The 21,465-nt window shown below is 51.9% G+C and carries 19 protein-coding genes and 1 pseudogene; 15 read left to right on the top strand and 5 right to left on the bottom strand.

The annotated features are described in order from the left end of the window. Window positions 1-4: 4 nt before the first annotated feature. Window positions 5-895 carry an ExeA family protein gene (locus tag F463_RS0106195; RefSeq protein ID WP_018986195.1) on the top strand — a complete coding sequence of 297 codons (891 nt, stop codon included), beginning with the start codon at window positions 5-7 and terminating at the stop codon, window positions 893-895. 22 nt (window positions 896-917) lie between these two features. Continuing rightward, window positions 918-2,144, top strand: coding sequence for a tetratricopeptide repeat protein (locus tag F463_RS0106190; RefSeq protein ID WP_018986194.1), 1,227 nt, complete (start codon window positions 918-920; stop codon window positions 2,142-2,144). Between the two features lie 47 nt (window positions 2,145-2,191). Here the strand turns inward: F463_RS0106190 and F463_RS15130 are convergent, their stop codons facing one another. Then, window positions 2,192-2,596, bottom strand: coding sequence for a ComF family protein (locus tag F463_RS15130; protein ID WP_245545148.1), 405 nt, complete (start codon window positions 2,594-2,596; stop codon window positions 2,192-2,194). A 123-nt stretch (window positions 2,597-2,719) separates the two neighbouring features. After that, window positions 2,720-2,893: pseudogene (locus F463_RS15125) on the bottom strand (double zinc ribbon domain-containing protein); the annotation flags it as partial. Between the two features lie 108 nt (window positions 2,894-3,001). Here F463_RS15125 and bioB point away from each other — a divergent pair. From bioB to F463_RS0106155, 6 genes are read left to right on the top strand one after another with little or no spacing between them, the layout of a single operon-like run. Beyond that, window positions 3,002-4,033, top strand: a complete 1,032-nt coding sequence (gene bioB / locus F463_RS0106180) for a biotin synthase BioB (RefSeq protein ID WP_018986192.1) — start codon at window positions 3,002-3,004, stop codon at window positions 4,031-4,033. After that, window positions 4,033-5,217 carry an 8-amino-7-oxononanoate synthase gene (bioF, locus tag F463_RS0106175; RefSeq protein WP_018986191.1) on the top strand — a complete coding sequence of 395 codons (1,185 nt, stop codon included), beginning with the start codon at window positions 4,033-4,035 and terminating at the stop codon, window positions 5,215-5,217. The genes bioB and bioF overlap by 1 nt, the downstream gene beginning before the upstream one ends. Beyond that, complete coding sequence (gene bioH / locus F463_RS0106170) at window positions 5,214-6,005, top strand: pimeloyl-ACP methyl ester esterase BioH (protein ID WP_018986190.1); 792 nt, start codon at window positions 5,214-5,216, stop codon at window positions 6,003-6,005. Before bioF ends, bioH begins: the two co-directional genes overlap by 4 nt. Continuing rightward, window positions 6,006-6,878, top strand: coding sequence for a malonyl-ACP O-methyltransferase BioC (bioC, locus tag F463_RS0106165; protein WP_018986189.1), 873 nt, complete (start codon window positions 6,006-6,008; stop codon window positions 6,876-6,878). Window positions 6,879-6,890: 12 nt separating this feature from the next. Continuing rightward, a complete protein-coding gene (gene bioD, locus F463_RS0106160; RefSeq protein WP_018986188.1) occupies window positions 6,891-7,526 on the top strand; it encodes a dethiobiotin synthase in 636 nt (211 codons plus the stop codon). Then, window positions 7,527-8,576 carry a rhomboid family intramembrane serine protease gene (locus F463_RS0106155; protein ID WP_018986187.1) on the top strand — a complete coding sequence of 350 codons (1,050 nt, stop codon included), beginning with the start codon at window positions 7,527-7,529 and terminating at the stop codon, window positions 8,574-8,576. Between the two features lie 48 nt (window positions 8,577-8,624). Here the strand turns inward: F463_RS0106155 and rfaP are convergent, their stop codons facing one another. Then, window positions 8,625-10,598, bottom strand: coding sequence for a lipopolysaccharide core heptose(I) kinase RfaP (gene rfaP, locus F463_RS0106150; RefSeq protein WP_018986186.1), 1,974 nt, complete (start codon window positions 10,596-10,598; stop codon window positions 8,625-8,627). A 3-nt stretch (window positions 10,599-10,601) separates the two neighbouring features. Between rfaP and waaC the strand changes: the two genes are divergently transcribed. The 5 genes from waaC to F463_RS0106120 all read left to right on the top strand — a co-directional run bounded on the left by waaC (window position 10,602) and on the right by F463_RS0106120 (window position 16,761). Beyond that, window positions 10,602-11,597 (top strand): lipopolysaccharide heptosyltransferase I, encoded by a 996-nt coding sequence (waaC, locus tag F463_RS0106145; protein WP_018986185.1) that lies wholly within the window; start codon window positions 10,602-10,604, stop codon window positions 11,595-11,597. A 123-nt stretch (window positions 11,598-11,720) separates the two neighbouring features. Further along, the gene (grpE, locus tag F463_RS0106140) at window positions 11,721-12,257 is read left to right on the top strand and encodes a nucleotide exchange factor GrpE (RefSeq protein WP_018986184.1); all 537 of its coding nucleotides are present in this window, start codon (window positions 11,721-11,723) and stop codon (window positions 12,255-12,257) included. A 98-nt stretch (window positions 12,258-12,355) separates the two neighbouring features. Further along, window positions 12,356-14,275 carry a molecular chaperone DnaK gene (gene dnaK / locus F463_RS0106135; RefSeq protein WP_018986183.1) on the top strand — a complete coding sequence of 640 codons (1,920 nt, stop codon included), beginning with the start codon at window positions 12,356-12,358 and terminating at the stop codon, window positions 14,273-14,275. 115 nt (window positions 14,276-14,390) lie between these two features. Next, window positions 14,391-15,521, top strand: coding sequence for a molecular chaperone DnaJ (dnaJ, locus tag F463_RS0106125; RefSeq protein ID WP_018986181.1), 1,131 nt, complete (start codon window positions 14,391-14,393; stop codon window positions 15,519-15,521). A gap of 445 nt (window positions 15,522-15,966) precedes the next feature. Then, on the top strand, window positions 15,967-16,761 hold the full coding sequence (locus F463_RS0106120; RefSeq protein ID WP_018986180.1) for a ParA family protein: 795 nt from the start codon (window positions 15,967-15,969) through the stop codon (window positions 16,759-16,761). A 281-nt stretch (window positions 16,762-17,042) separates the two neighbouring features. Here the strand turns inward: F463_RS0106120 and corA are convergent, their stop codons facing one another. Then, entirely contained in the window at window positions 17,043-18,128 is a 1,086-nt protein-coding gene (gene corA, locus F463_RS0106115; protein WP_018986179.1) for a magnesium/cobalt transporter CorA, read from the bottom strand. A gap of 132 nt (window positions 18,129-18,260) precedes the next feature. Between corA and aroC the strand changes: the two genes are divergently transcribed. Then, on the top strand, window positions 18,261-19,352 hold the full coding sequence (gene aroC / locus F463_RS0106110; RefSeq protein ID WP_018986178.1) for a chorismate synthase: 1,092 nt from the start codon (window positions 18,261-18,263) through the stop codon (window positions 19,350-19,352). Window positions 19,353-19,409: 57 nt separating this feature from the next. Beyond that, entirely contained in the window at window positions 19,410-20,582 is a 1,173-nt protein-coding gene (locus F463_RS0106105) for an MFS transporter (RefSeq protein ID WP_018986177.1), read from the top strand. Between the two features lie 62 nt (window positions 20,583-20,644). Here the strand turns inward: F463_RS0106105 and folE2 are convergent, their stop codons facing one another. Next, window positions 20,645-21,451, bottom strand: coding sequence for a GTP cyclohydrolase FolE2 (gene folE2, locus F463_RS0106100; RefSeq protein WP_026295359.1), 807 nt, complete (start codon window positions 21,449-21,451; stop codon window positions 20,645-20,647). Window positions 21,452-21,465: the final 14 nt, after the last annotated feature.

The raw sequence follows: 21,465 nt of genomic DNA, 5'->3' as shown, positions 1-21,465 counted from the left end.
AGGTATGTACCTGCAACATTTTGGCCTGAAGGAATACCCGTTTACCATCACGCCGGATACCAGTTTTTATTATGCAACGCGTAGCTTGCAAGAGGCGCTGAATACGCTGTTGATCGCAATACAGTCTGGCGAGGGGTTCGTCAAAATTACCGGCGAAGTCGGCACTGGTAAAACCCTGTTGTGCCGCCGCCTGCTCAAAGCGCTGGCGCCGCATTGCAGGGTTGCATTTATCCCTAATCCTTACCTTGATCCGCATGCCTTGCTCATGACGCTGGCCACCGAGTTTGGCGTGGCATTCAAGCCAGACTTTACGCATCATGACATGATAGACGCCCTTAACCGCAAACTATTGACGTTTGCTGAAGAGGGACAGCATGTGGTGGTGTGCCTGGATGAAGTGCAAGCCATGCCGCTGGAAACCCTGGAAGCGCTGCGTTTGTTAAGTAACCTGGAAACGGAGAAGCGCAAGCTGATCCAGGTGGTGATTTTTGGTCAGCCAGAACTCGAAGAGCGCATCAATCATCCTTCCATACGCCAGTTACGGCAGCGTATTGGCTTTGAATATCATCTCAAGGGCCTGCAATGGTCGGAGTTGGGCTTTTACCTGAATCACCGCATGCATGTGGCCGGCTATCAGGGAGGCATGATTTTTTCACCTGCCAGCTTGCGTCTGCTATACCGCTATGCCAACGGTATTCCACGTCTGCTGAATATCCTGGCTCACAAATCCCTGCTTTCTGCTTTTGGGCGTGGCCAGCAATCTGTCTCAGCCGAAGATGTCAAGGCCGCCATTCTGGATACGCAAGCGAGTGTAAAGGCGCAACATCCATGGTTGGAACACGGTTTTAAATGGTGGCTGACACTACATACGGCCATGGCTGGTTTGGGCCATTGATTGAAGGATTGGAGAGAAACGCGTGAGTTTAATTAACCAGGTTTTGCAAAACGTCGAGGCTCGCGGAAGCGCGGTACTCGATGGCAGGCCTGAGGCAGCGGGTTGGGATACGCAGGTCAAGCCAGTGCTGTTGCATCAGGGCACTTCTGCCCATGCCTGGATCAAGTGGCTGCTATTAGGCTGTCTATTATTGGCTTTGATCGCCGGGTGGCAGATGAATGGCCCATGGCTGCTGAGTTACTTTCATCCTGCCGATCTGACTGAGCCCGCGAGCAAGACCATGATTTCTAAAGTCGCTTCTCCCTCTGCGTCAGTTAAGCAACGGCTTGAAGCGATGCCTGTTCAGGCTGCGTCACCCTGGGAACCTCCCCAATTAACCAGGTCTTTATTTAGCGCATGGCAGGCTGCAGGCTCCCCTGCGTCGGCCAGCCCACTGCCTGTAGGCAATAAGCCAATAGCAAAGCCTGCCCTTGCACCCGTGAACACGGCGGCCACTCAAGTTGAGGGCGAATTCACCATGAACCCGGCTGAAACGGTTGCAGCCAGCCCTGTGGTGTCAGTCATTGAGCCGCCATTAGAGGTTGCGAATGCTGCGAAGCTTGCCAAGAATAACGAAGGTGAGTCAGGCCCAAAAGGTGTGGTTAACAAGCAGGTTCGTCCCGATCAGGAAGTGAATTTGCTGATTCAGCGCGCAGTAGACCATGAACAAAAAGGCCGTCTCAGCGAAGCCTTGGCGACCCTGCGCCAGGCACTCACTACTTATCCGCAGTCGGAAGATGCAAGACAGTTGCTGGCGGCTTACTTGTTCGAGTCCAGGCAGGAAGTTGAAGCGGTGTCGGTCTTGCAAGCCGGTATTAAACAGTATCCCGGGCAAATCGGGTTGGCCAAGTCGCTGGCCAAGTGGCAGTTGTCACATGGTCAGCCGGACGCGGTTTTGCAAACCCTCAAACCGGTTGCCAATGCGCTGATCCAGGATGCAGAGTCGCAGTGGATGCTGGCCATGGCGTATCAGCAAACTGCGCAACATGCAGCTGCTTTGCCGCATTTTGAGCGCGCTATCGCGTTACAGCCAGGCCGCGCACAATCGATGGTGGCGTATGCGATTTCACTTCAGGCTGCAGGCCAGCCGACCCAGGCCTTGCAGCAGTTCCAGCTAGCCTATCAATTGCCACTCAGCGACAGGCTGTCCGACTTTGTCAGCCAGCGCATCCGTCAGCTAGGTGGCACGGTGACAACGCACAGCGAATAGTCCTTGCATGCGAGCCAGGCATGCACTGCTCGTTTTGATCTCAAAAATTAACTTTTCAGCGTGCGCGCCAGCACCAGTGCCGTTACACGTGTTGCCCCTGCGCGTTTTAAAACCTTGGCGACGGCATGCATGCTGGCGCCTGTGGTCATCACATCATCCACCACCATGACATGCTTGCCATGCCATTGCGCATTCGTGGCAAACGCACTACGCAGGCTGCGTGTCCTGGTTTTCATGTCCATGCCAGCCTGGGCTGGCGTATCCACGATTCTTGTACAACCTTCCATCTCTAATGTGACCTGCCAGTGGTGATGAGCCTGCTTTGCCAGTTCCAGTGCGTGATTGAATCCGCGTTCCTTGACCCGGTTGGGGTGCATGGGCATGGCAATCATGACGTCTGGTTGTGCCAAGGCTGGCAGTGTCGGCAACCGGTCAAACAGCCTATTTGCCAATAAATGCCCCAAAGAAAGTTGCTGATGGTATTTGAACTGATGCAGTAAGCGGTCTAATGGGTACGCGTATCGGAAGGCCGTCCAGGTATGATCAAAAGCAGGCGCATGTTGCAAACAGATACCACATAATGCACCTGAGGCATTAGGAAGCGCGCATTGCGGGCAACGAGGCGAGTCATACCAGGGTAACAGTGCCACGCAATGGGAACACAGGATGGAATCTCTCCTGTGATCTGCCGGCGCATGACAAAGTGCACATGGCAAAGTGGATTCCAGCCAAGACTGCAATTTGCGCATTGGGGTGGTTTGACTAATTTTTAATCTATTGTAAAAATTTTTCACGTAAGTTTTTAAACAACATATAATTCGCCCGGAATATTCATCTATTTTTCTTGCGTGGTCATTATGGAACAACAAACTTCTGCTGCCGGCTGTGGCAGCGAAATGCAAACTTCAGTCATTAATCTGGATGGCCTGAAACCATCGGTTAGCTGCCTTCCCACGGTTGAGCGCTGGCGTGTAGAAGACATCATGGCACTGTTTGAATTGCCATTCAATGACTTATTACACAGGGCGCAAACGGTGCATCGTGAACACTTTGACCCTAATGCCGTGCAAGTCAGCACCTTGCTATCGATTAAAACAGGTGGCTGCTCCGAAGATTGCGGTTACTGCCCGCAAGCGGCGCGTTATCACACTGATGTCGAGAATGAGCCGCTAATGCAGCTGGACGAAGTCCTGGCAGCGGCCAAAGCAGCCAAGGAAAGCGGCGCCAGCCGTTTCTGTATGGGGGCTGCATGGCGTGGCCCCAAACAGCGTGACCTGGAACCTGTGCTCAAGATGATTTCTGAAGTCAAAGCCATGGGTCTGCAAACCTGTGCCACCTTGGGCATGCTCAAGGATGGGCAGGCAGAACAACTGAAAGAAGCCGGGCTGGATTATTACAACCATAACCTCGACACTGCGCCAGAATTTTATGGAGATGTCATCACGACGCGCACCTACCAGGACAGGCTGGATACGTTGGACCGTGTGCGTAGCGTAGATATCAATGTCTGCTGCGGTGGCATTATCGGTATGGGCGAAAGCCGTGCACAGCGCGCAGGCCTGATTGCACAATTAGCCAACATGGAACAGCCACCAGAGAGCGTGCCAATTAACCTGCTGACACAAGTAGAGGGCACACCCTTGCATGGTACAGAGGCTTTAGATCCACTGGAATTTGTGCGTACCATCGCCATTGCGCGTATTACCATGCCGACCAGCTTTGTGCGTTTGTCTGCTGGTCGCCAGAGCATGGGCGAGGCCGTGCAAACTTTGTGCTTCCACGCCGGTGCCAACAGTATTTTCTACGGTGAGAAATTGTTGACTACAGGGAACCCTGAGGTTGAAGCGGATAACGCCTTGTTTGGCAAACTGGGCTTGAAGAAGATTTAATGAGCGATTTGTTGGAGTCTTTACGGGCCGACCTTGAAAAGCGGCAAACCCTGGGCTTGATGCGCCAGCGGCGGCTTCTTGACTCGCCGCAGGCAGAACATATCACCGCTAATGGGCAGCCATTTCTGTCTTTTTGCAGCAATGATTACCTCGGGCTTGCGAACGACCCCGCACTAGTGGCTGCCTTGCAACAAGCTGCAGCCGAGGCGGGTGTTGGCAGTGGTGCTTCTAACCTGATTACCGGCCATCACCGTTATCACGACCAACTCGAACAAGCCTTGGCAGCCTTTGTTGGCAAGCCCGCCGCGTTGTTGTTTTCTACCGGCTATATGGCCAACATCGGTGTGATCAGTGCCTTGATGGGGCGTGATGATGCCGTGTTTTCAGACAAGCTGAACCATGCCTGCCTCAATGACGGGGCTTTCCTGTCGCGTGCTACCCATCATCGCTTTCCGCATAACGATGTCGCGGCACTAGAAAAGCTGCTGCAAGCGAGCACTGCACGGCACAAGCTGGTTGCTGCAGATGCGGTTTTCAGTATGGATGGTGATCTTGCGCCGCTGGGCGCATACCTGGAACTCTGTGAGCGCTACGATGCCTATTTGTATGTAGATGATGCCCATGGTTTGGGTGTGCTTGGGCCGCAGGGCCGCGGCTCCCTCAGACATCTGGGCCTGCAATCACCCCGATTGATCATGATGGGGACGCTGGGCAAGGCCGCCGGGGTTGCTGGTGCTTTTGTTGCCGGTGAGCAAGTGGTGATTGACTACCTGATACAGCATGCCAACAGTTATATTTATACGACGCCAGCACCTCCTCCCTTGTCTGCGGCACTCTTGGCCTCTTTAAAGGAAATTGAATACGGTGATGCACGCAGAAAGCAATTGTTCGACATGATTGCGTTGCTGAAAAGTGAGCTGTCACTCACACGCTGGCATTTGTTGCCGTCTGAAACCGCGGTCCAGCCGCTGATTGTGGGCGATAACCATGAAGCCTTGGCATTGAGCCAGTATCTTCAGGCGCGAGGCATCCTGGTCCCGGCCATTCGTCCGCCGACTGTGCCGGTTAATACCTCACGATTACGTATTTCATTATCAGCAGCCCATCGTGCTGAGGATGTGCGTGCCTTGATCAGTGCTTTACATGCGGCTGAGAGCGATATTCCTGCCGGAGCACAGGCATGAGTTGCTTTATCGAAATGATGGGTCAAGGCAAACCCCTGGTCTTGTTGCATGGTTGGGGAATGAACAGTGCCGTCTGGGAGCGCATCACCAAACGTCTGTCCGCTAATTATCGTCTGTTCCTGGTAGATTTGCCTGGCATGGGTCAAAGCCGCCCGGTCTATCCATATCATTTGCATAGCCTGGCTGAAGCGGTGGCGGAGGAAATTCCCGGTGTATCCAGCATCCTTGGCTGGTCTCTCGGTGGCTTGGTCGCGCAGCAAATTGCGCTCAATCAGCCAGATCGCGTAGAAAAATTGATTCTGGTTGGTACTAACCCCTGCTTTGTCAGCAAGCCGGATTGGACGCATGGGATAGAAGCTCGTCATTTCGAGCAGTTCAATGAGCGTTTTGCCAAAGATTTTAATGCTACCTTGCTTAATTTCCTGACCTTGCAGTGCATGCACGCCAGGGATGCGCGTAGCACGGTACGTCAATTACGCATCGCCTTTGGCGCCAAACCTACGCCTACGCAGGATAGCCTCAACCAGGCACTGGATATCCTGCTACAGACAGACTTGCGCGAAGAAGTTGGCCGTTTGTTCCAGCCGACACTTATCATACACGGTGACCGGGATACACTGGCCCCGGTCTCGGCTGCACACTGGCTGGCCATGCATTTGATGAGGGCGCGTTTGCGTGTGATTGCGGGTGCCGCACATGCACCCTTCCTGTCACATGCCGATGCCTTCTGCGAGACTGTTGAAGCCTTTATGGCTGATGAGTCAGCCCTTCGGTCGGCGGAGAGTTAAATGCAGGATGTTTACCAGATCGACAAGTCGCGTATGCGGCAGTCGTTTCATCGTGCCGCCAAACACTATGATGCAGCGGCCATTTTGCAACGGCAGGTACGTGAAGAAATGCTCAGCCGCCTCGATGTCGTCAAGCTTGAACCTGGTGTGATCCTGGATGCTGGTTGCGGGACCGGCCATGGCCTCAGTGCCTTGCTTAAGCGGTTCAAGAAAGCCCAGGGGATTGCCCTTGATATCGCCGAAGGCATGTTGTCTCGTAGTAAAGCGCTGTTCCCCTGGTACCGTTTCTGGCAAGCCTCACCGCGTTTTGTCTGTGCCGATATCGAGGCTATGCCCATCGCCACTGCCAGTGTGGATATGGTGTGGTCTAACCTGGCGGTGCAATGGTGTAATGACATGGATGCCGTATTGCGGGAGTTCAGGCGCGTGCTCAAGCCTGAGGGGTTGCTCATGTTTGCCACGCTGGGGCCGGATACGTTGAAAGAGTTGCGTGCCGCGTCTGGCAATGATCATACACATGTCAGTCGGTTTATTGATATGCACGATATTGGCGATGCCCTAACGCGTGCGGGCTTTAGCGCACCTGTGCTGGATGTCATGCATTACACGCTCACATACGACACGGTTGAATCTGTAATGCGTGATCTCAAAGCGATTGGTGCGCACAATGCCACAGTCGGGCGGGCCAAAGGCTTGAGTGGAAAGCGCTTTTTACAAAATTTGCGTCAGGGCTATGAGGTCTTCAGGCGCGACGGTAAGTTGCCAGCGACTTATGAAGTGGTGTTTGTGCATGCCTGGACCGGCAGCCAGCCCTATACCGCCCCAGGCATCAGCCCGGTACAGTTTGTGCCGCGTAAAGATAAACAAAGGTAAGTCATGCGCCCCATGCCACGTCATTTTTTTGTGACCGGGACCGATACTGGCGTGGGTAAAACCACGGTCACCGTACGCCTGATGCAACAACTGATCGCACAAGGCCTCACTGTCATTGGCATGAAGCCGGTCGCTTCCGGCTGTGAATGGTTAGATGGTCGCTGGCAAAATGAAGATGTTCGCCAGCTCACCGCGGCTTCCAATGTGAAGGCGCCGCCAGAGTTGATTAACCCCTACTGTTTTGAGCCAGCGATTGCACCGCATATCGCCGCAGCACAAGCAGGCGTCGCCATTGACCTGAATATTATTCAGGAGGCTTATACGCAACTAACCACCCTAGCCGATGTGGTCATTGTCGAAGGGGCTGGCGGCTTGCTGGTACCGCTGAACAGCAGCCAAACCATGGCTGACCTGATCCAGGCACTGGATATTCCTGCGCTGATGGTCGTCGGCATGCGTTTGGGCTGTATCAATCATGCCTTACTCACGGTGCAAGTATTGAAGCAGCGCGGTATTGATTTTTGCGGCTGGGTGGCGAACAGTATCGATCCGCAGATGTCTATGCCAGAAGAAAACTTGCAGACCTTGATACAAAGCCTGCAACAACCTCCCTTGTTGCAAGTCCCTTTTCAGGAATCCTCGCCTTAAATGGAATCTTCGCTACTTACCCGCATAGCGTTGCGCGCCTCGGTGCCTCCCGTCACCAAAAGCCTGATCGCATTGAATGTGCTAGTGTTTGTCGTGATGTTGTTTGGCGGAGCCGGTTTCTGGCATTCGCCGAATACGGTTCAATTGACCTGGGGTGCCAATTTTGCCCCGGCCACGGCAGATGGGCAATGGTGGCGGCTGGTATCTGCCATGTTCCTGCATTTTGGCGCCTTGCACCTGGGCATGAATATGCTGGCCTTATGGGATGGGGGCAAACTGGTCGAGGGTATGTTTGGTGCAGCGCGTTTTCTTGTGATCTACTTGATCAGTGGCGTAGGCGGCAACCTCTTGTCATTGGTTATACAGGGCAACGACGCCGTGTCTGGCGGTGCATCGGGTGCTATTTTTGGCATTTATGGCGCGCTATTGGTTTACGTCTGGTTCGCCAGGCGACAGATGCAGGCACAGGAATTTCGCTGGCTGTTTTGGGGCGCGCTGCTGTTTTCTGCGCTCACCATTGTGATGGGATATATCATTCCCGGCATTGATAATTCTGCCCATATCGGTGGATTTGCGACAGGGATTGTGATGGCGACACTTCTCTTGCCCTCCAGCATCTTGCCGGGCAGGCAATTAAGTATCACGCAGTGGTCGGCCGGTGCAGCCTGGGTCGTCGCATTGTTTGTACTACTCACTCATTTACCAACCCCCAAATATCGCTGGCAAGAAGAAGTGGCGATACAGAAACAAGTGCAAAAACTCAACCAGGTGGACCAGAAGGCCCAGCAAAAATGGCGGCAGATTATGCTGGAGGGGCGTGAGGGCAGCCTGAGTTTTGATGACATGGCGACACAAATTGATACTGAGGTCGCCACGCCTTACGAAGAGAGTTTTGAGAAGTTATCAAACTTAGCGGATGACCCCAAGCTTCCTTCTGCGGCTTTGTTGGAGCAAGCCAAGGCCTATGCCCTGAAACGCAGCGAAGCCAGCAAAGCCGCGGCTGAGCAGTTGCGCAATATGCCGTTCACGCCGGGCCGTCCTGCACAGTGATCCACGTTAGCGGTGGCGCTAAAGAAACCCCCATCAGTCAATATAAACCTACAAATCCGTCGCATCGCGCTGTTGCCTGTACTTATTCTGCTGTTTAGGGCTATGAAATTTGGCATGCAGGCGATCTGCACGGTGGAATGCCTGTCGCCAGAAATCTTCACTTTGTGGCAAGTAATGGGCCTTGAATATCTGCCAGTCTTGCCGCGTAAAGCCGAAATCCATGCAAGAGAAAATCAATCCGGCGATATCCTTGCGCACGGCTGTGCCATGGGGTGAAACGCCTTGCAGTACTCGGTGCAGATCGAGTAAATAAAATGCGGTCTCTGCTGTTAAGGGCGCAGATTTCTGTAACGCGATATGGCAAAGGTAAAAGTCACGGTGACACATGCCCGCAGCATGGAATTTCTTCGCCAGTTTCGCGACTGCGATTAGCATGGCCTGGCGGGTTTCTATAGAGGCCGGTTGTGTCTGCCAGCTTTTGCAAATATCCTCCAGCGAATGAATGTCCCCCAGGTCTTCAGTCAGCAGGAAGGAGCGCTGACTGGCGGCACATTGACCTTGTATGCCGTAAGCCGCGATGGGGGTGGTGGCGATCCCAATTTTTTCCAGCGCCTGGATAGCCCGCACTTCCGTCATCGCACCGATGATAGGGCGTTTGAAACTCAGCCAGTTTTTGGTGATCTCACGCCAGCCAGTGGCTTCGTGCTGCTTGATAAAATAGGATTGCCCGGCGATGGCGATACGCATGGTTCTGCGGTTGGCCGCAGCGCGTACGGTATATCCCTGCAGCGACATAAAGTCTTCAAAAGAATACCCCTGCAATGCCTGTGCGTGGCCTGGCGACAGCCAAAGTGTGCTGTCGTGTGAGGGCTTTTCTGGCCGATGTGAAAGTGGTTGCAATCTGTTTCCTGAAGCTAACTGGATCAGTGTCCGGGCTTCTGCCTTTCCCGGGTTGTCGCGCATGAGTTGCGCAGCATAACTGAGTCCCGCCTGGCTGAATCGTTCCCTTTCCGTCGCTAAAGCCGTCGCGAGTTCCCGATTAAGCGTCTCCTGGCTGAACGGGCCGGGAATGAGGATGCCGGCGCCGGCTTTGGCGATATGCGGCGCATAACCGCATACTTCTGTCGTGATGACGGGTAAACCGCTGGCCATGGCTTCGAGTAATACATGACCGGCCAGCTCGCGCCTGGCCGGGTGCACCAGCCAATCGCAGGCTTGCATCAGTTGCGGAATGTCATCGCGGCCGCCCAGTACCTGCACCTGATTGCTTAAACCTTGTGCCTCAATATGTTTTTGCAGCCAGCGCGGGTTGTCCTGGCCGATAATCAGCATACGTACCTTGTGTTTGACGCTTTCAGGTAAAGCGGCAATGGCAGTCACTGCACGGTCTGCGCCTTTGGTTTTGAAACCGGAGCCCACCAGCAATAAAGCAATCTGCTCAGGCAAAATGCCAAATGTTTCCGCCAACCATTGCATTCTTTGTGCGCGCTCAAATGCCTGGAAGCGCTGTGGATCCAAGATTGGCGGAATCAGATGGAAGCGATCATCGGGTGTCTGGTACCAATGCTGGAAAGTCTGCTGTTCCTGTGGGGTGAGCGTGAGGATGTGTGTGTTGCTGGCAGGCGAAAAAATAGCTTCTTCCGCTTGCTGGAACCAGCGATAACGGCTGGTGAGCCTGTACCACCATGGGCGTTCTTCATGCGCTTTGGCGATAAAGCAGGAATCGGCAGCGAAATACACATCGATAGGCTGCATGCGGTTAAAACCCACTACCAGATCAAATGGTTCTGCCTGCACGGCCTGCTGCATGGTACTGATCAGGCTGGCATGCTTGGTATGGTTACGCCAGCCGCTACTGTCACATAACTTTACTTTGATATCCGCAGGTTGCAGGCCTTGCCACTCCCCGGTGAATATCGTCACCTCATGCCCCAGCGCGACACAGTCTTTTGCGATACGCAGCATATCGCGCTGCACCCCGCCATAGGGAAAGTATTTGAAAATGAGAAACGCAAACTTCATGCGATGGCATTGTATGCGAAAATAGCGGCCATGAAACGCATCCTGATTGTCAAAACAACCTCCATGGGTGATGTGATCCACGCTTTGCCCGTGGTTGAAGATATCCTCCAGCACTTTCCAGACGCACAGATTGACTGGCTGGTAGAGGAAAGTTTTGCCGATATTCCGCGCCTGCATCCGCGTGTGCAACAGGTGTTTACGGTAGCGGTGCGCCGCTGGCGCAAACAGTGGTGGCATTGCCAGACCTGGCGTGAAATTTCCGCTGTCAAACAGACGGTGGCTGCACAGCCTTATGATTTGGTGCTTGATGTACAGGGCCTGGTCAAAAGCGCCGTGATGTCTACCTGGGCGCATGGCCCACGCTATGGCTACGACAAACATTCCATCCGTGAACCCCTGGCCAGCCGGTTCTACCAGCATACATTTGACATTCCTTACCGTCAGCATGCAGTGATCCGCATGCGTACACTGGCAGCACTCGCATTAGATTATGCTGTCCCTGATGACAACCCTGCGTATGGTCTTTCTACGGATGAGCATCATACTAAAAAGCCCGTTTTCCTGGCATTGCATGCCACCAGTCGTGACAGCAAGTTATGGCCGGAAGATCACTGGGTCGATTTAGGGCAGCATTATGCAGCGCAAGGGTTGCAGATGTGGTTACCGTGGGCGAGTGCCAGTGAGCAAGCACGGGCAAAACGAATAGCCGCCGAAGTACCGCAAGCAATGGTGCTGCCTAAACTCAGCCTGCAACAGTTGGCCGGTCAAATGCCACAGGCGCAATTTGCAGTGGGCGTGGATACCGGTCTTTCACACCTGGCTGCTGCGCTGGATATTCCAGTCGTTGCCCTGTATACCGACACCGAACCAGCGTTTACCGGTGTAGCAGGTGGCCGCAAGGCGCCTGCCATCAACCTCGGTGGTAAGGGGCAATTGCCCACCGTCAATGCCGTGATTGATCATCTGACCGCCATGACCTTGCCAGTCGCGCACATTTAAAATCACAAAATTCACGTTTAACCCTTGAAATCAGTAGGGGCATCCCCAACATTGGGAAGATATTGAGAGGAAAGTGTTGGTCACCTCTCAGCCAGAACAGTGTTGAACAAGAAGGGGAGTCCCATGCAAGAACCAAATACACCTGCCGAGGTGAACGCAACTGAGTCTGCAGTGAATGACGCTGCACCAGAAATCCATGTAGAAGACAATCAGGCAACGCGCATTGCCGAGCTGGAAGCAGCACTGGAAGAAGCCAAGGCACAAGTCTTATATGTTAAAGCCGAAGGTGAAAATATCCGCCGTCGCACGCTGGATGATATTGATAAAGCCCGTAAATTTGCGCTGGAAAAATTCAGCGGTGAGTTGCTGGCAGTGAAAGATAGCCTGGATGCCGCATTGGCGGTAGAAAGTGCTGAGGTTGATAGCTATAAAAGTGGCGTGGAATTGACAGCCAAACAATTACTCAGCGTATTTGAAAAATTCAATATTGCTGAAATCAATCCCGTAGGCGAAAAGTTTGACCCTAACAAACATCAGGCGATCAGCATGGTGCCTGCTGAAGGTGAGCCGAATACCGTGTTAAGTGTATTGCAAAAAGGCTACAGTTTGAATGAACGCGTATTGCGTCCGGCGTTAGTGACTGTGATTCAGGCCAAGTAAATCAACCACATTTTAAATAGGGGCTTGAAATCTTTTCAGGCGTCCCAATTATTACATCATTGATGTTCTGATTAACGAATTTTAAGGAAAACATAAAGATGGCAAAGATTATCGGTATTGATTTGGGAACGACAAACTCATGCGTCGCCGTGATGGAAGGTGGCAAGCCACGTGTGATTGAGAACGCTGAAGGCGCGCGTACCACGCCTTCTATTATTGCTTACCAGGAAGACGGCGAAATTCTGGTGGGTGCACCAGCAAAACGTCAGGCAGTGACTAACCCCAAAAATACCCTGTTTGCGGTGAAGCGTTTGATTGGCCGTCGCTTTGACGAAAAAGAAGTGCAAAAAGACATCGACCTCATGCCTTACACCATTGCCAAGGCTGACAATGGTGACGCATGGGTAGAAGTGCGTGGCAAAAAACAGGCGCCACCACAAATTTCTGCCGAAGTGTTGCGCAAAATGAAGAAAACTGCTGAAGACTACCTGGGCGAAGAAGTGACCGAGGCCGTGATTACCGTGCCCGCTTACTTTAACGATAGCCAGCGTCAGGCAACTAAAGATGCAGGCCGTATCGCTGGTCTGGAAGTAAAACGTATCATCAACGAGCCAACGGCAGCGGCACTGGCATTTGGTTTGGACAAACAGGAAGGTGACCGCAAGATTGCGGTATATGACCTGGGTGGCGGCACTTTCGATATTTCGATTATTGAAATTACTGAAATCGACGGCGAGCACCAGTTCGAAGTGTTGTCTACCAATGGTGACACATTCCTCGGTGGTGAAGACTTTGATAACCGCATCATCGACTTTTTGGCTGACGAATTCAAGAAAGAAAACGGCTTGGACTTGCGTAACGACTTGCTGGCAAAACAGCGTCTGAAAGAGGCGGCCGAAAAAGCCAAGATCGAATTGTCTGGTGCACAGCAGACTGAAGTGAACCTGCCGTACATCACGGCTGATGCGACCGGTCCTAAGCACTTGGTGGTGAAAATCACTCGTGCCAAGCTGGAGTCATTGGTGGAAGACCTGATTGAGCGAACCATCAGCCCATGTAAAACGGCATTGAAAGATGCAGGCGTGTCTCCTTCAGATATTTCTGACGTGATTTTGGTGGGCGGTCAGAGCCGGATGCCTAAAGTGCAAGAAAAAGTGAAAGAGATTTTTGGCAAGGAACCACGTAAAGATGTGAACCCGGATGAAGCCGTGGCCGTAGGTGCTGCGATCCAGGGCGGCGTACTGAAAGGCGACGTGAAAGACGTGTTGCTGCTGGACGTGACACCATTGTCCCTGGGTATTGAAACCCTGGGTAGCGTGATGACCAAGCTGATCAAGAAAAACACCACGATTCCTACCAAGGCATCACAAGTGTTCTCGACAGCTGAAGACAACCAGAATGCGGTGACTATCCATGTGTTGCAAGGTGAACGCGAAATGGCTTCCGGCAACAAGAGCCTGGGCCAGTTTAACCTCAGCGACATTCCACCTGCACCGCGTGGCATGCCGCAAATTGAAGTGACTTTTGATATCGATGCCAACGGTATTTTGCATGTGTCTGCCAAAGACAAGGCCACTGGCAAAGAAAACAAGATCACCATCAAAGCTAACTCCGGCTTGTCTGAAGAAGAAATTCAGCGCATGGAAGAAGATGCGGCTAAATATGCTGACGAAGACAAAAAACTGCGTGAACTGGTCGACGCCCGTAACCAGGCGGACAGCGTGTTGCACAGCGTGAAAAAATCGTTGGCTGAGCATGGCGACAAGATTGAGGCCGATGAAAAAGCCAAGATTGAAGACGCAATTAAAGACCTGGAAGCGGTAGCTAAAGACGGCGACGATAAAGAAGTGATTGAAGCCAAGACCAATGCTTTGATGGAAGCTTCACAAAAACTGGGTGAAAAGGTCTATGCCGAGCAACAGGCACAGGCCAATACCGAGAGTGCACAAGCTGAAACTGAAAAAACAGTGGAAGGCGATGTGGTGGATGCCGAGTTTGAAGAAGTGAAGAAAAACTAAGCTTGAAAACGGCGGGTAGAAATGCTCGCCCTTTTTTCAATCATGCCGGCAAACACACTACGCTGACTGCGAGTGTGTTTGTCTTTATGGCGCAAGCGCATTAAACGGAAAAACTATGGCAGCTGCAAAAAAAGATTATTACGAAGTGTTAGGTGTAAACCGCGACGCCAGCGAAGAGGAAATTAAAAAAGCCTTTAAAAAACTGGCCATGAAGTTTCACCCGGACCGCAACCCGGATAACCCCAAAGCCGAAGAAAGCTTTAAGGAAGCCAAAGAGGCTTATGAGATATTGAGTGACGAGCAGAAGCGCGCTGCTTATGACCAATATGGCCATGCCGGCGTAGACCCCAGCATGGGCGGTGGCGGTGGATTTGGCGGATTCAATTCTGGCAACTTCAGTGACGCGTTTGGCGATATTTTTGGGGATATTTTCGGTGGTGCGCGCAACCAGCGCTCGAATGTGTACCGTGGTGCGGATTTACGTTACAACCTGGAAATTTCGCTGGAAGATGCGGCCAAAGGGACTGAGACCAAAATCCGTATTCCGGTACAGACCACTTGTGAAACCTGTCACGGTTCAGGCGCGCGTCCAGGGACATCCCCTGTGACTTGTACCACCTGTAACGGTCACGGCCAGGTACGTATGCAACAGGGTTTTTTCTCTGTACAGCAAACCTGTCCCAAATGTCATGGCACCGGCAAAATGGTGAAAGAGCCTTGCCCAACTTGCCATGGCGGTGGTCGCGTCAAACAGAATAAAACGCTGAATGTGAAGATTCCAGCGGGTGTCGACGAGGGGGATCGTATCCGCCTCAGCGGTGAGGGTGAAGCTGGCGTCAATGGCGGCCCAACGGGTGATTTGTATGTGGTGGTGCATCTCAAGGAACACCCGATTTTCCAGCGCGAAGGTGCAAACCTGCATTGTGAAATGCCTATCAGCTTTAGTACCGCGGCCTTAGGCGGCGAAATTGAAGTGCCGACGCTGGATGGTGCAGCCAAGATGAAGATACCGGCTGAAACGCAAACAGGCAGTGTATTCCGTTTGCGCGGCAAGGGTATCAAGCCCTTACGCTCCAGCGAATATGGTGATTTGATGGTGCATGTGGTCGTTGAAACGCCAGTGCGCCTGACAGAAAAGCAGAAAGAACTGTTGCGTGAGTTTGAAAGTAGTACTCAGGCAGATGCGGGAAAACATAGCCCCAAGAATAAAAGCTGGGTAGATAAAGCCCGCGATTTTTTTAGCTAGTCTACATGCAATTGCGGCCGATAGTGAGGCAGAGTTAAATCTGCTAAACTATTGGCAGTTTCCTTTTTATCGATTTACTTAAAACGATCTCTGCAAGCTGTTGTTTTTATTAAAGTTACAATTTGATAACAATTGAATTTTGACTTTTACAATTCAGTTACAGCTTGGTCAAATTACTGCAATAACTCCTCCCTATACTAAACCCATCTTTAAACGAAACACAAAATGTTTCGTTTGATGGCTAGGTTTAGTTGATTTTCAACACTAGCATTGATTTCCTCCTGATCCAAACCCCCTTTTAACCCGCATTAGCGGGTTTCTTTTTTTCTACCGTCCCCTTTTCCAGATCTCTACGATCGCTGGGGTGGTCTCTGCCGACAACATCGTTTATGATGCATGCAACGCTTGTGGTATTTCATGTAAAAACAGCGACTGTGTTCATTTGATGATGTTGAAGATTGCCATTTTTAATCAGAAAGCAGGTGTCGGAGCAACGACAACTGCACTCAATCTGGCCGCGGCTTGCCAGCGCAAGCGGCGTCAGCTGTTGGTGCTGGATATGGACCCACAAGCCAGGCTGACTGAGGTGTACAAACATACCGGGCTGGATGTGCAGCAACATTTACTCAAGTTTTATCAGGATGAAACACCGCTTGCCAATCTGATTCAACCATTGCGCAATGGCTTGCAGATTATTCCGGCAAGCCCTGAGCTAATGAAAGTAGACTCACAATTTGGACGCGGGCCGACGACACTGAATCGGCTGGGCAAGGGCTTGGCAGAACTTGCGCAAGGGCACCCAGCACTGGATGTCGTCATGGATTGTTGTCCTTTTGTAGGCGTGATCTCCCTGAGTGCCGTGTTTGCCAGTGATCTTGTTCTGGTACCTGTCGCCACCGATTATTTGTCTATCCACTCTGCGGTCAAGATGGATAAGGCCCTTAATGCCCTGCAACCCGTGTTAAAACGAAAAATACAGCGCCGTTATTTACTGACGCGAGCGGATAAAAGCAAGCCCATGACTGTCGAGGTAGAGCAGGAAATGCGCCGCTTGTTTGGAAGTGAAGTGCTGATCAGCAAAATCCTCGAGCATAATGCCTTGGCGGACAGTACGCGTATGGGACAACACGTGTTCGAATACGATGTTGAAAGCGATGCCGCACAGGATTACATGGCGCTATATTTTGAGTTGCAGGATGTGATGAAGCAGCTACCCCATGCCCAATCAATTGCAGCCTGATAGCTAGGGGCCTGTTAACGCTATTTCAGTTGCCGCTGCTGGAGAGCATTTATTCTTACGCAAGGCGGAAAGAGTCGCAGAAATAGATTTGGCGTAACTGGCTACGTAAGCGATAGACAACTTAGCGAAGCGAATCAATGACTTCAGCCCGCAGGGTTACCTGTCATCAGCGCTCTCCGCGTTGTTCGGCGCTTGTTGGGAATCACCAAACTGCGCTTCTCACGCCTTGATAGCACTGATGACAGAGGCAACATCGACAATTGAAATAGTGTTAACAGGCCCTAGGTTTCACGTCTGCTACTCAGCCATTGCCGCCGCCAGAACACCAGTAACATCGCCAGGGCAATCAGCAGCATTATCAATATCGCCCACCAAAAACCTTGAGGGTCTTTTAACCACGGCATCTGTTCAAAGTTCATCCCAAAAATACCCGCAATCAGTGTCGCCGGCATAAACAGCATGGCGACAACAGTGAGTGCGCGTACTTCCAGATTCACGCGCTGGCTGAGGCTGGTCATGTAAATATCCATCAGGCCACTCAAGGTGTCCCGGATGGCTTCCAGCGATTCCGTGAAATGCACGGTGTGGTCATACAAGTCGCGCAGGTAGGGCAAGGTTTGCGGGCTGAAAAAACCGTGTTCATTGCGGATCAGGCTATTGAGCACTTCACGCAAAGGCCACACAGCACGGCGTAACTGTATGGTCACATGTTTCAGGCGGTGGATGTTCTGCAGGTCTTCCGGACTGGGGCGATCTAGCAGGTGATTTTCGAGCTGTTCGGCATCGTCGTTGATCGCTTCCAGTACCTGGAAGTAACGTTCCATCAGGCTGTCCAGCAAGGCGTAGCATAAATAATCTGAACCGCTTTGACGCAATAAGGCCTGGCCCTGGCGTAGCCGCTCCCGCACAGGCTCGAAGCTGCCAGAAGGTCTTTCCTGGAAAGTAAGCAGCCACTCACGTCCTAAAGCCATGCTGATTTGTTCTGAGCTGACACTCATACTGCCTGCCTCATAGTAAAACAAACGGGTTTCCAGAAACAGGTAATCGGTGTAGGTATCCAGTTTGGGGCGTTGCTCAGTATTTAAAATATCATCCAGCACCAGTGGATGCAGCTTGAAGCGCCGGGCGACCGCTTGCAGGACCGGAATGTCGAGTACGCCATGGACATTGATCCAGGCCACGTGGCCAGCAGGTGGTTGCCAATGCTCGATATCCTGCATGGTGAGTTGTTGTGACAGGATATCTTGTGCGTTATAGCAAATTTTATGGATACAGGCGTTTGGTAACGGTGTGCCTTTAGGTGTTTCTGCCAGTGTCGGGCTGTTGGTGCCTAGAAGTTTATGTTTGCGGTGTCTGCGTTTAGCCATCGTTATTCCAAATCAAATTACCAGTGCCTATTGCTGGCCCAGCATAAGCGTTCACGGCCTGGAAATCAACCTGCGGCGGGTGTGGCGGCAGTCTATGCTAAAATAAAGAAAATTATTCAGTAGGAAAATCGCATGTCTGGCAATACCATCGGCACCTTGTTTACCTTGACTTCATTTGGGGAGTCACATGGCCCTGGCATTGGCGGTATTGTGGATGGGTGCCCTCCAGGACTCGAGCTTAGTGCAGCCGATTTGCAAGTGGATCTTGACCGCCGTAAACCGGGAACTTCTCGTCATGTGACACAACGTAATGAAGCCGATGAGGTTGAAATCCTCTCTGGGGTATTTGAGGGTAAAACTACCGGTACCCCGATAGGCTTGCTGATCCGCAACACCGATCAGCGCTCGCAGGATTACAGCAAGATCATGGATACTTTCCGTCCTGGACATGCTGACTATACCTACAGCCAGAAATACGGTATCCGTGATTATCGTGGCGGTGGCCGTTCCAGCGCACGTGAAACCGCAGTACGCGTGGCCGCAGGTGCCATCGCCAAGAAGTGGCTCAAGGAAAAATACGGCATCCAGATTCGTGGTTATCTCAGCCAGATTGGTGAGATCGAGATCCCATTCGTGAGCTGGGAGGCAGTGTCACAAGAGGGCAATGCTTTCTTCTCACCCAATGTCGAAATCCTGCCGCAACTGGAAGCCTATATGGACCAGATCCGTAGTGAGCGTGACTCAGTGGGCGCGCAAATTACTGTGGTCGCTGAAAAAGTCCCTGTAGGCCTTGGAGAACCTGTATTTGACCGGCTGGATGCCGATATTGCCCATGCCATGATGGGCATCAACGCCGTCAAAGGCGTTGAAATCGGTGCGGGGTTTGATTCAGTCGCACAGCGTGGCAGTGTCCACAGTGATGAACTTACGCCAGAGGGCTTCGCCACCAATCACGCTGGTGGTGTGCTGGGCGGCATCTCCACCGGTCAAGATATTGTGGTCAATGTCGCGTTCAAGCCCACTTCGAGCATCCCGCAACAGCGCCACTCCATCAATCAGGCCGGTGATGCGGTCATGATGCAAACCACAGGCCGTCATGATCCATGCGTAGGCATACGTGCGACACCGATCGTAGAAGCAATGCTGGCACTGGTGTTGATGGATCATGCCCTGCGCCACCGTGGTCAGAATGCAGACGTGCATACCAGCGTTCCAAAATTGTAAGGTTACCTCCGCTCGAGCCAGGGGCCTGAGCAATATCCATCCAAACGCGAGTATGTCATGAGTCACGCCTTACACTTTAACCTCTCGCGTTTCTATTTTATTTACTATTTCTTTGTCGGTGCGTTTGTCCCTTACTGGGGGCTATACCTGACGGCAGAATCTTTTTCCCCGGCCGATATTGGCATCCTGATGTCACTGTTCCAGTTGAGCCGCATTATCGCGCCTAACCTTTGGGGCTGGTTGGCGGACCATACACGGCAGCGCGTGCGCTGGATACGCATGACCGCCTTTTTGGGGCTACTGGGGTTCATAGCCATTTTCTGGGCGCATGATTTCACCACCATGTTTATCGTGATGGTGGCTCTAAGTTTGTTTACCAGTTCAACCCTGCCTTTGTCTGAATCCTTGGTGCTGGCGCATCTGGCAAGCACTAATGGCCATTACAGCAAAATCCGGTTATGGGGTTCATGGGGCTTTATCGTGGCTTCGGTGCTGTTGGGTTATTTGACCGACTGGTTTGGCATTGGCAGCCTGCTCTGGTTTATCCTGCTGGTGCAATGTACCTTGTTTGCACTGACCTGGAAGCTGCCGGAAGCCCATGTGCCGCCGCATGCCCATGACGATTTTTCAATCTGGCAAATTCTTAAACAACCTACAGTGATGTCACTTCTTATCGGTTGCGCCATGATGGTGACGGCGCATGGCCTCATGTACAACTTCTACTCGATTTATCTGGCAGAGCATGGGTATAGCAAAGGCATGATAGGCTGGCTGTGGTCGCTGGGCGTGATTTGCGAGATTGGCATTTTCGTGAAGATGCCATGGATCATGGCACGCTTTAAACTGAAAACCATTTTACTGGCCAGCCTGATGATAGGGGTTGTCCGTTTTGCCATGATGGGCCTGGTGCCAGACCAGTTAGTGCTGCTGTTGCTGGCGCAGACCATGCATGCGTTCACGTTTGGCAGCTTCCATGCCGCTTCGGTCGAGGTAGTCACGCAATACTTTAATGGTCGGCATCAAGCCAAGGGGCAGGCTATTTATAACAGTGTCGCGTATGGTGTGGGTGGTGCCTTAGGCGGACTACTAGGCGGCTTTGCCTTGCAGTATCTGGGCGGACAAATGACTTTTACTTTAGCGGCTTTATTTCCGCTGCTGGGTGCCATTATTGTCACTTTAGGATTACATTTATCGCAGCCCTACGCCCGCAAGGGCATGTTTAGTCATTAGCGACGAGATACTGTAGAAATAAAAACAGCCCGTGAAAGGGCTGTTTTTGAGATACGACTTGATTAGTTGACGCGCTTATCGCGCTCAATCAAAGCGTATGCGCTGTGGTTATGAATAGACTCGAAGTTCTCTGACTCAACCACATATTTGACGATGCGCTTTTCAGCGTTCAATTGTGCAGCGACGTCGCGCACCATGTCTTCCACAAATTTTGGATTGTCATAGGCGCGTTCTGTCACATACTTCTCATCCGGGCGTTTTAGCAGTCCATACAGCTGGCAAGAAGCCTGTTCCTCAATCAGCGTAACCAGGTCTTCCAGCCACATAAACTCATTGAGCAGGGCTGTCACAGTGACATGGGAGCGCTGGTTGTGAGCGCCGTAATCTGAAATCTTTTTGCTACATGGGCACAAACTGGTCACTGGCACCATTACTTTAACGGTAATCTCGAACTGACCGTTCTTGATTTCACCAATAAAAGTGACTTCGTAGTCGAGCAGACTTTTCACACCAGAAACAGGCGCGGCCTTGTTAATGAAGTAAGGAAAGCGCATTTCGATGTAGCCGGATTCGGCTTCCAGGCGCTCCACCATTTGGCGCAAAATGGTTTCAAAAGAATCAATCGAGATGGCGTGCTCGTTCATGTTGAGAATCTCAACAAAGCGCGACATATGCGTCCCTTTGAAGTTGTGCGGTAAATGCACATACATATCAAATACCGCCACGGTATGTTGTTCACCGCCGGTTTTGTCTTTCACGATGACTGGATGACGAATAGACTTGATGCCTACTTTATTAATGTCCAATTGGCGCACATCAGGTGTATTTTGTACGTCTTCAATCATCGTAGGAATAACGGGTTGGTTCATCAGGTGTTCCATAG

Origin of the sequence: Methylophilus methylotrophus DSM 46235 = ATCC 53528 (assembly GCF_000378225.1) — a bacterium.
Taxonomy (GTDB): Bacteria; Pseudomonadota; Gammaproteobacteria; order Burkholderiales; family Methylophilaceae; genus Methylophilus; species Methylophilus methylotrophus.
Note: the sequence above shows the minus strand (reverse complement) of the source record. Positions and strands in the feature narration are given on the sequence as shown.

Bases quoted from the DNA above. Each gene is read 5' to 3' on its own strand.
- F463_RS0106195 (WP_018986195.1), top strand. From the start codon at position 5: ATGTACCTGCAACATTTTGGCCTGAAGGAATACCCGTTTACCATCACG.
- bioB (WP_018986192.1), top strand. From the start codon at position 3,002: ATGGAACAACAAACTTCTGCTGCCGGCTGTGGCAGCGAAATGCAAACT.
- bioF (WP_018986191.1), top strand. From the start codon at position 4,033: ATGAGCGATTTGTTGGAGTCTTTACGGGCCGACCTTGAAAAGCGGCAA.
- bioH (WP_018986190.1), top strand. From the start codon at position 5,214: ATGAGTTGCTTTATCGAAATGATGGGTCAAGGCAAACCCCTGGTCTTG.
- bioC (WP_018986189.1), top strand. From the start codon at position 6,006: ATGCAGGATGTTTACCAGATCGACAAGTCGCGTATGCGGCAGTCGTTT.
- bioD (WP_018986188.1), top strand. From the start codon at position 6,891: ATGCCACGTCATTTTTTTGTGACCGGGACCGATACTGGCGTGGGTAAA.
- F463_RS0106155 (WP_018986187.1), top strand. From the start codon at position 7,527: ATGGAATCTTCGCTACTTACCCGCATAGCGTTGCGCGCCTCGGTGCCT.
- rfaP (WP_018986186.1), bottom strand. From the start codon at position 10,598: ATGAAGTTTGCGTTTCTCATTTTCAAATACTTTCCCTATGGCGGGGTG.
- waaC (WP_018986185.1), top strand. From the start codon at position 10,602: ATGGCATTGTATGCGAAAATAGCGGCCATGAAACGCATCCTGATTGTC.
- grpE (WP_018986184.1), top strand. From the start codon at position 11,721: ATGCAAGAACCAAATACACCTGCCGAGGTGAACGCAACTGAGTCTGCA.
- dnaK (WP_018986183.1), top strand. From the start codon at position 12,356: ATGGCAAAGATTATCGGTATTGATTTGGGAACGACAAACTCATGCGTC.
- dnaJ (WP_018986181.1), top strand. From the start codon at position 14,391: ATGGCAGCTGCAAAAAAAGATTATTACGAAGTGTTAGGTGTAAACCGC.
- F463_RS0106120 (WP_018986180.1), top strand. From the start codon at position 15,967: ATGATGTTGAAGATTGCCATTTTTAATCAGAAAGCAGGTGTCGGAGCA.
- corA (WP_018986179.1), bottom strand. From the start codon at position 18,128: ATGGCTAAACGCAGACACCGCAAACATAAACTTCTAGGCACCAACAGC.
- aroC (WP_018986178.1), top strand. From the start codon at position 18,261: ATGTCTGGCAATACCATCGGCACCTTGTTTACCTTGACTTCATTTGGG.
- F463_RS0106105 (WP_018986177.1), top strand. From the start codon at position 19,410: ATGAGTCACGCCTTACACTTTAACCTCTCGCGTTTCTATTTTATTTAC.
- folE2 (WP_026295359.1), bottom strand. From the start codon at position 21,451: ATGAACCAACCCGTTATTCCTACGATGATTGAAGACGTACAAAATACA.